Annotated in this window: 11 protein-coding genes; 8 read left to right on the top strand and 3 right to left on the bottom strand. The window is 45.8% G+C overall.

Going from position 1 to position 12818, the window contains the following annotated elements; translation table 11 throughout:
- The first annotated feature begins 20 nt into the window (after positions 1 to 20).
- Positions 21 to 1961, top strand: coding sequence for a methionine--tRNA ligase (gene metG, locus D0S45_15075; protein ID TIH13383.1), 1941 nt, complete (start codon positions 21 to 23; stop codon positions 1959 to 1961).
- 89 nt (positions 1962 to 2050) lie between these two features.
- On the opposite strand, the gene D0S45_15070 is transcribed toward metG, so the two are convergent.
- Positions 2051 to 3142: a glycosyltransferase family 1 protein gene (locus D0S45_15070; GenBank protein ID TIH13382.1), complete on the bottom strand. Its 1092-nt coding sequence runs from the start codon at positions 3140 to 3142 to the stop codon at positions 2051 to 2053.
- Entirely contained in the window at positions 3135 to 5231 is a 2097-nt protein-coding gene (sucD, locus tag D0S45_15065) for a succinate--CoA ligase subunit alpha (protein TIH13381.1), read from the bottom strand. The genes D0S45_15070 and sucD overlap by 8 nt, the downstream gene beginning before the upstream one ends.
- A gap of 238 nt (positions 5232 to 5469) precedes the next feature.
- Here sucD and D0S45_15060 point away from each other — a divergent pair, with 238 nt between their 5' ends.
- The 3 genes from D0S45_15060 (at position 5470) to D0S45_15050 (ending at position 7241) form a co-directional block, all read left to right on the top strand.
- A complete protein-coding gene (locus D0S45_15060) occupies positions 5470 to 6255 on the top strand; it encodes a hypothetical protein (GenBank protein TIH13433.1) in 786 nt (261 codons plus the stop codon).
- A complete protein-coding gene (locus D0S45_15055; protein TIH13380.1) occupies positions 6252 to 6743 on the top strand; it encodes a hypothetical protein in 492 nt (163 codons plus the stop codon). Before D0S45_15060 ends, D0S45_15055 begins: the two co-directional genes overlap by 4 nt.
- 135 nt (positions 6744 to 6878) lie before the next feature.
- Entirely contained in the window at positions 6879 to 7241 is a 363-nt protein-coding gene (locus D0S45_15050; GenBank protein ID TIH13379.1) for a hypothetical protein, read from the top strand.
- A 106-nt stretch (positions 7242 to 7347) separates the two neighbouring features.
- Here the strand turns inward: D0S45_15050 and D0S45_15045 are convergent, their stop codons facing one another.
- On the bottom strand, positions 7348 to 8511 hold the full coding sequence (locus D0S45_15045; GenBank protein TIH13378.1) for a polynucleotide adenylyltransferase: 1164 nt from the start codon (positions 8509 to 8511) through the stop codon (positions 7348 to 7350).
- A gap of 88 nt (positions 8512 to 8599) precedes the next feature.
- Here D0S45_15045 and D0S45_15040 point away from each other — a divergent pair, with 88 nt between their 5' ends.
- The 4 genes from D0S45_15040 to D0S45_15025 all read left to right on the top strand — a co-directional run bounded on the left by D0S45_15040 (position 8600) and on the right by D0S45_15025 (position 12715).
- Positions 8600 to 9280 carry a TVP38/TMEM64 family protein gene (locus D0S45_15040; GenBank protein ID TIH13377.1) on the top strand — a complete coding sequence of 227 codons (681 nt, stop codon included), beginning with the start codon at positions 8600 to 8602 and terminating at the stop codon, positions 9278 to 9280.
- Positions 9281 to 9318: 38 nt separating this feature from the next.
- Positions 9319 to 10494, top strand: a complete 1176-nt coding sequence (locus tag D0S45_15035) for a Crp/Fnr family transcriptional regulator (GenBank protein ID TIH13376.1) — start codon at positions 9319 to 9321, stop codon at positions 10492 to 10494.
- 1 nt (position 10495) lies between these two features.
- On the top strand, positions 10496 to 11635 hold the full coding sequence (locus tag D0S45_15030; GenBank protein ID TIH13375.1) for a Crp/Fnr family transcriptional regulator: 1140 nt from the start codon (positions 10496 to 10498) through the stop codon (positions 11633 to 11635).
- Between the two features lie 156 nt (positions 11636 to 11791).
- Entirely contained in the window at positions 11792 to 12715 is a 924-nt protein-coding gene (locus D0S45_15025; protein ID TIH13374.1) for a biotin--[acetyl-CoA-carboxylase] ligase, read from the top strand.
- Positions 12716 to 12818: the final 103 nt, after the last annotated feature.

Here is a 12818-nt window from a genome sequence, read left to right as displayed (position 1 = left end):
CTTAACAGGAGTGACTGATTTTGGATTCGTTTTTTATTACAACTCCCATCTATTATGTTAATGCTAAGCCGCATCTCGGCCATGCTTATACTACCATTCTTGCTGATTCCATGAACAGGTTTCACAAGCTGCTGGGAGATGAAACTTTCTTTCTCACCGGAACAGACGAGCACGGTGACAAGATTGTTCAGGCCGCAGAAAAAGGCGGTCAGACACCCCGTGAATACGTCGACGAGATAAGCTCTCTGTTCAGCGGCCTGTGGCCTGGTTTGCAGATTGAAAACGACGATTTTATCAGAACCACTGAAGACAGACATATTAAGTGTGTTCAGGAAGTTCTGCAAAAAGTTTATGACAAAGGCGATATTTACTTCGGTGAATACGGCGGTCATTACTGCTTTGGGTGCGAAAGATTTTATACCGAGAAGGAACTTGTTGACGGGAAATGCCCGCAGCATGAAACCGTTCCCAAATATATTGCTGAGAAGAACTACTTCTTCAAGATGTCCAAATATCAGGACTGGCTCATCGGACACATTAATGCCAATCCTGATTTTATTCGTCCTGAAAGGTACCGTAATGAGGTTTTGAGCCTGCTTAAGTCCGGTGCTCTTGAAGATCTCTGCATTTCCCGCCCTAAGAGTCGTCTTGAGTGGGGAATCGAGCTGCCTTTTGATAAGGATTTCGTGACCTACGTGTGGTTTGATGCTCTCATCAACTACATTACAGCACTTGAATATCCTGAAGGTGAAAAATTTGAAAAATTCTGGCCCAAAGCCAATCACCTTGTTGCCAAGGACATCCTTAAGCCTCACGCAGTTTTTTGGCCTACAATGCTCAAGGCTGCTGAGATTGAGCCTTACCAGCACCTCAATGTGCATGGTTACTGGCTGATCAAAGACACTAAGATGTCCAAATCTCTTGGTAACGTTGTTTCCCCGCTGGAAATGGCCGATAAATACGGGGTTAACGCATTCCGTTATTTCTTGTTGCGTGAAATGGTTTTCGGCAATGATTCCAGCTTTTCCGAGGAAGCCCTAGTGGGTCGTCTCAATGCTGATCTTGCTAATGATCTCGGCAACCTGTTCAGCCGCACCCTGTCTATGACCCACAAATATTTTGAGGGTAAGGTTCCTGCTCAGGGTGATGAGGTTGATGAGGATTGTGAAATCAAGAGCCTTGGTCGTAAGGCTATGGCTGAATTCCAAAATAATTTTATGGACGCTAAGTTTTCCCGTGGCCTTGAAGGGCTCTGGGAACTTGTACGCGGTTTGAATAAATATATCGATACCACCCAGCCGTGGGCTCTTTACAAAGAAGAGAACATGTCTCGTCTTGGTACTGTAATGTATGTCCTGCTTGAAAACATGCGCAAAATCGCGGTTCATCTCTGGCCGGTCATGCCTGAAGCCAGTGAGAAAATGCTCGAGCAGCTTGGTATCAAATTCGCTCCTGAGAAGGTCAACTTGCAGGGTGAGATTGATGTCTGGGGTCTGCTTGATCCCGGCTCCGAGGTTGCTAAGAAGTCTAACCTTTTTCCGCGTGTGGAACTGCCCAAGGAAGAACCTGCTCCCAAGAAAAAGGAAGCAAAGAAATCCAAGAAGCAGTCTAAGCAGGCCACGGAAGAAATTCCCGGCGTAATTGAGTTCCCCGATTTCCAGAAAGTGGATATGCGGGTTGGAACCGTACTTTCCGTAGCCAAGCATCCTGATGCAGACAAATTGCTGCTGGTCAAGATTGATACCGGTGATGACGAACCTCGTCAGGTCGTGGCCGGATTGGCTGAATTCTTCAAGCCTGAAGATCTTGAAGGACGTCAGGTTGTTGTGGTTGTGAACCTCAAGCCTCGCAAGCTGCGTGGTGAGGTGTCTCAGGGCATGATTCTCGCTGTGCGTAACGGTGATGAAATGCAGTTGCTGAGCGTCTCCGCACCTGTTGGAAATGGGTGTAAGGTTTCCTAGTTTCTCGTAAATAGTTAAAATCAAAACCCCCTGTTGCAGATGCAGCAGGGGGTTTTTGTTGTTTCCTATCTTAATCAATTAAAATTGAATTACTCTTCCACAACCTCGATTAATTTTTGCAAAACCAACGGAGTATTAAAATTCTCCAAAACCCGCACACGTCCGGCAGCACCCATTTTCTTGCGCAATTCTACATCTACAATCAGCTTTTCCAAAGCCGCAGCAAGCTTCTCAGTGTCTTCAACAGGAACTAAAATCCCTGTTTCGCCGTCAGCGACAACTTCAGGATTGGAGCTTATGTTAAAACCTACTACGGGCTTTTCAAGTGTCATGGCTTCCACAAGGGCATAACCGAATCCTTCCCAGAGGGAGGGCAGGCAGAAAATGTCCTGTGAAGCGTGGAAAGATTTCATGTCTTCGATGAAACCGAGGAATAAAACTTTGTCGGTTACGTCCAGTTCTGCGGCGTAATCTTTTAATTCCTGTTCCATTTCGCCTTTGCCCGCGATGAGAAATTTGAAATTTAATTCCTTTTCTTTGAGGATTTTTGCGGCTTCGATGAGATGCTTCTGGCCCTTTTGGGCGGTAAGACGGGCTGCGTTTCCGATTAAAATTTCTCCGTTCTCGGGAGTGTAAAGCGGGGAGAAATTCTGTTTATCGAATGCCGCTACGTCAAATCCATTATAGATTTGGCGAATTTTTTTCTCATCAATCAGGTGAGCATTGTTAGCTAAAACGGTCCGTTTTGTCTCAAAGGAGTTGACGATTAAGCGGTCAACAACGTTCTTGAAAATGTAGCGGTTGAGTAAAGAATCCTTTACTGGAACGGCAATTCCGCGACGGTAAATTACGCGATTAACTCCGGCGCGCTTGGCTGCAATGCCTCCGCTTTTGAGGTCAGAAGGTAGGGCGGTGATCAGAGTCTGGATGTTGTGGGCTTCAAAAAAAGATTTCAAGCGGCCCATTAGAATGGGATTTAAGAAGGAAAGATTACCGATCGGCTCACTATGCAGGGTGATGCCTGGTTCGTTTTCAAGGCGGGCTTTCAGCTCGGATTTATGGTTGGTTACTACAAATACGTTGTAACCTTGATCCCGGAGGAGCAGGGAAAAGTGGTGGTTCCACTTCTCCCCGCCGCCCCAGGCTTTATTGCTGTTAAAAAAGCATATGTTTTTATTCACTTAATTTAATTCCAAGTGCGTCTGCGGTAAGCTGCGGGATAGCCTCAAGGCTGGGGCAGACTGTGAAGCCAGCTGCTTTCATTTTTTCCAGCTTGCCCTGTACCCCGGTTCCTTCTTGGAGGATCGCACCTGCGTGGCCCAGACGTTTACCCGGAGGCGCGGTCTGACCAGCAATAAAGGAAAGTACGGGTTTGTCAAATCCTGTTTCAATAACATAATCAGCAAGATCCTGTTCTGCGGTACCACCGATCTCACCAAGGACCATGACAGCCTTTGTTTCATCGTGGTTGCGCAGCATCTCAAAAACGTCCGCAAAGGTGGTGCCGATGTATGAGTCACCGCCGATTCCGATGGACAGAGACTGCCCGATGCCCACCTGATTGAGGCGATCGGCAACTTCGTAGGTCAGGGTTCCGGAACGGGAAAGGACCGCAACCGGACCGGGTGAGAACGGGGTGGTGGGCAGGATACCGATTTTGGTCTGTCCGGGTACGATCAGGCCGGGAGTGTTGGGGCCGACAATTCTTGATTTGCCGCCTTTGACCTGCTCCAGCACGTTGAGCATGGCAGATTGCACAATACCTTCGGTGATGCAGACAACCCATGGAACTTCGCAGGAAGCCGCTTCAAGGATGGCATCCGTTGCCAGCTTGGGCGGTACGAAAATGATGCTGGCTCCTATCTCATGATGCCGCTGCGCTTCCTTGATTGAGTTATAGACCGGAACGCCGAGAACTTCCTGCCCACCTTTGAACGGAGTTACCCCGGCAACAATGTTGGAGCCGTATTCAAGCATTAGTTTGGTATGCAAGCGGCCTTCAGCACCGGTGATACCCTGCACGAGGATGGGGGTATCCTTGTCGATGCCAAATTCATGCGGAGATTTATAGCCGACATCTTTGGGACGGGAATCAGGCATGGCAGCGATGGGGTCAGGGAAATCGATTTTCTGCGTATCCGCAGGCTTGAGCTTAGTCAGCAGGTCGAGGGCTTCCTGCATGTTTCTGGCCCGGTGCAGCTTGTCACCTTTTACCTGCTTGAGGACTTCTAGACCTACTTCCGCGCTGTTACCGGACATGCGCACTACGATGGGCTTTTCAGGCTCCTTGCCGCCGAGGGCAGCAACGAGGGCATTAGCAACCAGTTCGCAGGAAAGGATGCCGCCGAAAAGGTTGATCAGGATCGCTTTGACCTGATTATCATCGAAGAGTAACCGCAGTGCGGTTTCAATCCGTTTCTGATCCGCAGCACCGCCAAGATCGAGAAAGTTGGCAGCCGGAAGGTCGGAAAAGTTGAGTGCGTCCATGGAGGCCATGGCCAGACCTGCGCCGTTGGCAATAAGTCCTACCCATCCTTTGAGGGAAACGAAACTCATCCCGGCGTCACGAGCGATGTTTTCCACCGGAGTGGAGTGTTCAGGCTGGTAATATTTTTCAAGTGCGGGGTTGAGGTCGACGATGTTGTCGTCCATCTCGATTTTACCATCAAGGGCGAGCAATTTGCCGTATCCGGTCAGGGCAAGAGGGTTGATCTCTGCCAGCAGCAGGCCGTGGTCGAGCATGGTATTATAAAGATTGGTGACGATCTTGCTGAAATCGCTGAAAAGCTCTTTGGCGATTCCAATGTGGAAGAACGCGGCGCGAATCTGGTTGGGCTGTAAGCCGCCGGGCAGGCTGATTTCCTGAACGAGCAGGTTTTCAGGACCCATGTTTTCAATTTCAACTCCGCCTTCGCGTCCCACTGTCATGATGACCTTGCGGCGTTGGCGGGAGAGAGTTAGGGAAAGATAAAATTCTTTGCGAATGTCCACCGCAGGCTCGGCCCGCAGGAAGGGGACCTTATTGCCTTTGATTTCCATGCTGAGGATTTCACGGGCGATTTTTTCGTATTCTTCTTTTGAATCAACCTTCTGAATACCTCCGGCCTTACCTCGGCCTCCTACGGGTACCTGTGCCTTGAGAATCCATGGCAAGGGGAAGTATGGTTCCAGTCCGGGAAGATCTTTCTCAGTGATTTTCACCCCGGTAGGTACGGGAAGTCCGGCAGCCTCTTTGAGTAAGGTTTTACTTAAATGTTCATTGAGCAGCATACTCCCTCCAGTATGTCTGATGTAGATGATGCGCTTCGCGCTTTGTTGATCCTTCGACTTGATGATACTCGTGCCCATAGCGTATAATTCAATTATATGGCACTCTCAAGGTTAATTAGTAATTTCATTTGCGGGTTGAATGCTTGTTTTGTCCTGGAAACCTGTAAAACAAAAGGATAGGGCGGAAATAAAAAATTTCCGTATAAAGTTTTTCAACTGTTCTATTGAAGGAAATATTATGGCTGATTTTAAAGATTTAACCGACGCTTTGACGGATGAAGTCCTTAGCGATATGGCGGATTCTTTTTTTGGTGCCCGTGTTGATGTGGATGATGCTCTTGAATTTTTCCATGAGGTTTCGGAGAAGCTTCACGTTAAATTGTATCAGGTTTTTCAGGCTTGTGCCCTGATGGAAAAAATATGCCTTGGCCCTGATGGATTTAATGATTTCTGGGTTTGTACCGGAATGAGCAGGGACCGTTTTTATTCTCCCGCCGGGGTGGAATGCGCTCCCATTATGGATAAGCCTCCTTTTGCATTTACGGGCAGGGGCGAATATACCAAATGGTTAGGTATTGCCTACGATATGCTTGCCATTGCTATTGACGAATATATGCATGGTTCGATCAAGGATGATGGAAATGGGCGTAAAATGCGTACCGTGAACCGTGAGGACTTCTTCAGGATGGCTGAAGAAATCAATATCAAGATCGAAAAGGTAAACAAGAACGTTACAGCTTCGGATGTTTTACAATTCACAAAATCACTTGATCCTGAATCTGTACACAAAGAGAATATTGCCGGATGTATCGGACCGGAATGTAAAGTGATTGATGATGAAATGGCTTTTACTGTAATTACAATTAAAGATATTGATTTCCCGCAGTTCCCGGACCTGCCTGTGCGTAAGGAAGTTGCATCTTATATTTCCGGGTATTGTTCACAGGTCTGGACCCGCGATAAAGTTCGGGTCAGGGCCTTGCTTGGGGAGTTGCGAAAGAACGCTGATAAGGAGTTGTCATGAAGAAATTATTTGGTTCTATATTGATTCTGATGCTTGTGTTGTGTCTTGGAACGGTTGTTTTCGCTGAAGAAAAGAAAGCTGTACCTGATTCAAAAAGTAAACCTGTTCCTGTTGAGAAGGTAGAGCAGGGTGCTGAAAAACAAGGCATTCCAGTTGTCGTCATTCACAGTGGGAATGATGTGCTTGGCGGGACTCTTGCCTTGAGGTTAAAGGAAAAATTCAGGAAATCAGTTCTTTTTGACTTGTCCGGCACTGACGCAAAAGCTGTACGTATCAATGTTGAATCGCGCAGTGAATTTAACGAAAGGCCTGAGATAGGTTCTGTTTATTCCGTGGTCTGGACCTTTGCGGAAAGTGAAGAGGTTGTTCCTTTTTATCTTAAGCAGGAGCTTGGTCTTGTAAGTTCGCGCAATGTAGAAAACGATGCCGCTGCACTAATGAATAAAACTGACAAAGTGGCCAGTGAATACAAGTATCTTTTTGAGTAGTCGATTGACGTTTAAATTGTGATGGCTATTGTTCACTTTTATTAGTTTTATTTTGCATAATCACTTATAAGCATGTAATGCTTCTTCTTGTAGGGTGTTGTTAAATTTTTTTAAAGGTATCCGAAGGAGTGTTAGATGAAGAAAGTCTTGTCGTTTACATTACTATTCGTTTTGTTTTGTGCTGCCACAGCTCTGGCTGAAGATTTTATTCCGATTGAAGTTGAGAACAATTGTTCATGTTACCTGTCTATCCCTTCTGCGGTGAAAGGAACTACGCATAAAACCAATGGGTTGGTTGCTCCCGGTGAATCTAAAACTCTGTACTATACTCCCGGATATCTGAAGTGGACTGGCAATAAAGTTGTAATTTATATGCAGACCGCTAAACTGCAACGGCTCAAGGATGAGTCTCGTCCTGTTGGTTCGAACCCTAAAAAAATAGTGGTGAAAGCCTCTGGCTTTGAATTGGCTTGTACGGCTAAAGTTAGTGTCCAGTAGTTAAATATATATCTTTTCAATAGATCAAAAAAAGCACCCCGTGCGGTAAAAGCGTACGGGGTGCTTTTTTTGTAATGGGGTAAATGTTTTGGATAAAGAACTGGGCCTAAGCCCATTTTCTGTTACTGCTGATGGTTTTGATTCTCATGGCCCGCATATTGCGCAACTTTTCTCCTGATTCTTTACCGAGATTTCTTTTATGGGCTGGTAGGGACACTTTGAGTATCTCTGCCAAGTCTGCGGGGGCATGTTTTAGTGCTTCTTCCTCCCTGTCCGCATGGCAGAGAGTGATCATGTTTTCGAGTAAACCGGAGACATGCAATTTTATGAGTAGGTCCACCTTGGTTCCGGGCCTGAGCTCTCTATAGTTGCCTGCTTTCATGTGTAGCAGGGCAGCGGTCTCCCCGGCGCGGATGAATTTTACCGGAAGCATGAGTCTGTTACCCAGTTCTTTTGCCGGGGCGGTTCCTGCTTTATCGTGCCCGTAGTGTGAGGGTAATATGTCTGTTGGTGTTAGCACTTTGCCCAGATCATGGCACATGGCCATCCAGCAGGTCAGTGGATTGCCTGCTACTTTATCCATTATTTGCGCCGTATGTCCGGTAACGGATTTGTCGTGATACTCTGGCGGACCAGCAGGAATTTCATCTGCCCCGCAAAATTCTTTAAGCCATGGTTCAAGGCAGCTCCCTTCTATCAACAAACGTAGAAAATTTCCCGGTTTGGCACCGTTTAATCCTTTACGCAATTCAACTCCGATACGGTCCGGGGCAATGTTTTCAAGCCAGCCGTTTGCAGAGCAGCGTTTCATTTCCATGATTAAGTCGGGGTGGGCGGAGAATTCAGGGAAACGGGCCATGAAGGCCGCTGCCCGGAACACACGTAATGGGTCTTCTTTGAATGTGTCGGTGAAGGAAGGCCGCAATACTTTGTTACACAAGTCATCCAATCCCTGCGGGTGGGCGTACATTTCTCCTTCTTCATCCAATGCAAAGCTGTTGACTGTGAAATCCCGTGCTTGCAGGTCTAAATTTATTGTTTCCTCTATGCTCTTTCCCATCACTCTTGGTAAGGAGAATTCCAAGCCATTATAATAGAAAATTTCATAGGATTTGCCCACAGGACGTGCTTTTGGAAAAGCAGCAATAAAATCTTCCGCAGAGCCGGACGCAATAAGATAATCAACATCTTTCGGGCTCTTGCCAAGCAGCAGATCCCGAACCGATCCTCCGGCAATAAGAATTTTTAATTTACTTTTTTTATTAGTCATTTATGGTCTTTTTATAGTGGCAGCTGCTAGCAGCTTGTTACTGGTATGAGTTCTTGATTAATTTGGTGTTGATGTTATCGTATGATCAATGAAAAATAAAATACTGATACTCATATTTATTGCTGTGGTTGCGGTTCTTTTTTTCGCTTTTGATCTGGACAGATTCCTTACCCTTGAATACTTGAAAAATTCGCGTCAGGAATTTCAAGTCTTTTACGATCAAAACCCACTGCTTACAATCTCTTCTTTTTTTCTGGCTTATATTCTTATTGTCGGTTTGAATTTGCCCGGAGCAGCCGTATTAGGTCTTGCCGGTGGGGCCATGTTCGGGTTTACAGTGGGAGTGGTGACTATTTCATTTGCCAGCTCCATTGGTGCTACACTGGCTTGTTTTTTCTCACGTTACCTGTTCAGGGATTACGTGCAACAGAAATTCGGTGATCGGCTGGATAAGGTTAACCGGGGCATTGAGGAAGAAGGGGCTTTTTATCTTTTTACCATGCGCCTTATTCCGGTGATTCCTTTTGTGGCTATTAATCTGGTAATGGGATTGACGCCCATAAGATTGAGGACATTTTATTGGGTATCGCAAGTAGGAATGCTACCCGGAACAATGGTTTACATTAATGCAGGAAAGGAGCTTGGGGGCATTGAGTCTCTGGCTGGAATTGTACAACCGGGCGTTCTGATTTCTTTTGCCTTGCTCGGGTTGTTTCCGCTTGTGGTTAAGAAAGTGGTAGGGCTTGTTAAGCTCCGCCGTAATGTGTAATATTTATAAAAATTCATTTTAATTAAGTACGGTTAAAGATGATTGTCAGGACAGCACCAAGTATTCGGACCTACCACAAGGGTAAGGTTATTTTTCACGAAGGGCAGGAAAGCAAGATTGCCTACATGATCAAGTCTGGTAGTGTTGATATTTTCAAGGTTATCGACAAAAAAAAGACGGTCATGGCTACCCTGCGCCGAGGTGATATCTTTGGTGAAATGTCTCTTCTGGCAAACCAGAAACGCACAGCCAGTGCTGAGGCTTCCAGTTTTTGTGAGCTGGTGGTTCTGACTGAAGAGATGATGAATAAGCTGCTCAGGTTGTCGCCTGAGACCGTGCGTAAGATGTTGGAACTGCTTGCTAAGCGAGTCGCTGCTACAGACTTGAAAGTTTCTGGATCGGAGCAAAATGATTCATTTCTTGCTCTGGCTACCATCCTTGATCTTGCCTACCGGGAATTTGCATATATTCCCCGCAATAAACAGCAAGAAATTGATAATTATAAAATGGGTTTGTCGGTTAAGTCCTATACTGAAACGGTAAAGAATCTGGCTGTCTTTTCGAATCTTGAAATTGAAGCTTTTCTTGAAACTGTTTTCAAGCTGCGCCTGATTGATATGAAAAGTGTAAAAAAGGGCGATAAAAGCGCGTTTGTTGAAAGGTATATCAATATCAAGAATTTTGAGCAGTTTATGCCCAGTTTACGCAATCTTTATAAGCAGATGAGAGAGCTGGGCGCAAATGTAGATCAGCGTATGAGCTTCATGAGCTTCAGCGATCTTGCTCAAAGAACTGGAAGTACCCCGGAGCAGATCTATAAAAAGGTCATTAAAGAAGAGATGCCTGAAAATTTACTCTTTTTTAACCGTGAAAAGGCTATAGAGTGGGGGAAGGGCAAGGACTCCAATTTTTTCAAAAAGTTCCGCAGGCCGCGTAAGGCTCTGGAAGATCTTGAGTCTGTTGAAGATATTATCTTTATTGATAATCCAACTCTTAAAAAAGCCCTTGAAGGATTTAATTATCATAATATTTCGGTTCTTTATTCTGCTATGGATCAGCAGGGGCAGGATAAGCTTAAACGCAATATAGGTAAGAAAGTCGCTCAGATATTGTTGCGCGAGCCTCCTGTTGCCCGCGATGCCAATGATTCCGAAGTTCTTGAGTATTGCGATGAACTCCTTGATATTGTCCGTAAATTAAAGGGAGTTAAATAGTATGGCATCTGTCAAGCCGCAGTCAAAAACGTTTCTCAAAGGCGAGGTCATTTTTCGGGAGGGAGGCAAGGGGCATGTTGCTTATTTGATTCAGTCCGGTTCTGTTAATATTGTTAAAAATATTAAAGGAAAACGTCAGATACTTGCTACCTTGGGCCCGGGCGAACTTTTTGGCGAGATGGCTATTATTTCGAAATGCGAAAGGGTTGCCGGAGCAGAGGCGGCCTCAGAGTGTGTTTTGCTGGAACTGACTGCACGGCTGATACTCTTGCTGCTCAAAAAAAGCCATCCCACGGTCTTTCACCTAACCAGAGTTTTAGCTTCTCGTCTTGCACGGGCTGACCGTGCTATTTCAGAAAGCCGCAGTGATAATTCTTGGCTGACTTTTTGTCGCTTGCTACATATGAAGCATCGTATTTTTCAGACCGCTCCTAAAAGCGAGGATGCACCTATCGGCATAACCCTAGAGGAATTGTCCAGAGAGTTTTCTGAAATTACCAATGCTCCGCAGCTAGAAATTGACCGCCATCTCAAATCTGCAATCGGTTTTAATATGGTTTCGGTCAATAAAATTGCATCGCAGACCTATCTTAGTATCACTAATCCTGATGATTTTCTTGTCATTGCGGAGAATCTTTCTGAAGATATCAATAAATTCAGTGGTAAGGTGTTTGTCTCCGATTTTGTCGATATTTATGATTTTTCAGCTATTGTGGATTCCGAACCTGAGATGCTTTATAAAAAGATAGGGGTGGGCGATTTTCCTGAAGAAATCTGCATGCTGCATAAGGAAGCCACTTCCAAATGGGTCGAAAAGAAAGGGGCCCAGTATTTTAAAGAGGTCAAGCGTAAGCGCAAATCCATTGATGAGCTTGAAGGCGTTGAAGATATTATATTTGTGGATCTTGGAACATTGAAGCTGGTTTTTCGCAAGCTCGGTTATTATAAACTGGGTATTCTGCTGGCTATTGCCGGAGATGATGCGAAAAAACGGATTCTTACAGCCATTTCAACCAAGATTGCCGCAGCCATTACCCGTGATTCCCGGTCTTCCGATGCCATTGACCAAAGCGAAGCAGATGATGTGGAAGAGGAACTCATCGATATGATCAGGGAGATCAAGTCCTCAAAAACAGAATAGCCAAACGTCTTACAAAGCACCATCTGCTGCGTAAAGTGAAGAATGAAAAGAAGTTGCACATCGTGCTGGCTTTGGTTAATAATATAATTAAGCTAAAGTATTAATAAAAACAGGGTTAACCTTGTCAACCAGCCTTAGAACATGGGATAGTGCAGCATGATTACACGAATTACCATTATCAACGGAAAGGACCCCAGCCCTCTTCCCAAGACGACTCCGGAAAATCTTTTTCAGTCCCATCCCCTTTGGGCGCGGGATATTGAAAGCTTCGGCCCCTGGAACAGCGAAGATGCCGAGTACAGGACCTATTCAACATGGATATCCGGTTCGCGAACCGGCGTTCCTGTTGCGGTTTGCGGTTCTTGTGTTTCCAGTCTTGACGTTGCATGGCGACTCAATGCGCTTGAAGATCTTTCGGAATGGGGAAGCGTGCTGGCAGTTGAGCAGAACACCGGACGCGGACAAGTGCGCCGCGAGTGGATTTCCCCTCCAGGAAATTTGTACGGTACAATTAAGTGGCCTGCGTTGCCGGAAGTTAAGCCCGGTGAAGTTCGTCCTGTCTGGAACCGGATTCTTCCTCTTATTGTTGGCTACTTGACTTGCAACGGTCTGCGTGATCTCGGCGTGGAAGTCCAACTCAAGTGGCCTAATGATATTTTGATCGATGGGAAGAAGGCTGGCGGTATTCTTATCGAGGAGCGGGGAAATGCGACTATGGTCGGAATTGGGCTTAATTTGGCCTACGCTCCGTCTCGTGACCTGCTCCGGCCTGATCATGCTGTTCCCGCCGGAAAGCTTAATACCGATACAATGCAACTTGGTCCTTTGGAAACATGGGTTGAGTTGATTAAGTATTTCAGGGGTAATTTTGAGCATATTATCTCCATGAAGAATACTGATGATTTTCTATACGAGCTTGCGGATCGGCTGGTCTGGTTCGGTGAGGAAGTACGAATTGTTGACGGTCCTGAAGGAATTGACCGTGGTGTTATTTGCGGTCTGCGTTCTGATGGAGGTCTTGTCGTTGATCATAATGGTGAGCAGCACGAGATTTATTCCGGTTCTGTAATGCCTTTATAACTGTGTTAGGTACTGTTTTTTCTTGACATACAGGCCTTGCTGAGGAATTCATTTTTTGTTGCCGGGTGAAATGAAGGGAAGCTTTTCACCCGACTACGGCAAC

The sequence above is a fragment of the Marinifilum sp. JC120 genome (assembly GCA_004923195.1).
In the GTDB taxonomy this organism is placed as follows: domain Bacteria; phylum Desulfobacterota; class Desulfovibrionia; order Desulfovibrionales; family Desulfovibrionaceae; genus Maridesulfovibrio.
The sequence above is the reverse complement of the archived record's forward strand: the minus strand, read 5'-3'. Positions and strand labels throughout refer to the sequence as shown.

Bases quoted from the DNA above. Each gene is read 5' to 3' on its own strand.
- D0S45_15025 (TIH13374.1), top strand. From the start codon at position 11,792: ATGATTACACGAATTACCATTATCAACGGAAAGGACCCCAGCCCTCTT.
- D0S45_15055 (TIH13380.1), top strand. From the start codon at position 6,252: ATGAAGAAATTATTTGGTTCTATATTGATTCTGATGCTTGTGTTGTGT.
- D0S45_15030 (TIH13375.1), top strand. From the start codon at position 10,496: ATGGCATCTGTCAAGCCGCAGTCAAAAACGTTTCTCAAAGGCGAGGTC.
- D0S45_15060 (TIH13433.1), top strand. From the start codon at position 5,470: ATGGCTGATTTTAAAGATTTAACCGACGCTTTGACGGATGAAGTCCTT.
- D0S45_15035 (TIH13376.1), top strand. From the start codon at position 9,319: ATGATTGTCAGGACAGCACCAAGTATTCGGACCTACCACAAGGGTAAG.
- sucD (TIH13381.1), bottom strand. From the start codon at position 5,231: ATGCTGCTCAATGAACATTTAAGTAAAACCTTACTCAAAGAGGCTGCC.
- D0S45_15045 (TIH13378.1), bottom strand. From the start codon at position 8,511: ATGACTAATAAAAAAAGTAAATTAAAAATTCTTATTGCCGGAGGATCG.
- D0S45_15050 (TIH13379.1), top strand. From the start codon at position 6,879: ATGAAGAAAGTCTTGTCGTTTACATTACTATTCGTTTTGTTTTGTGCT.
- D0S45_15040 (TIH13377.1), top strand. From the start codon at position 8,600: ATGAAAAATAAAATACTGATACTCATATTTATTGCTGTGGTTGCGGTT.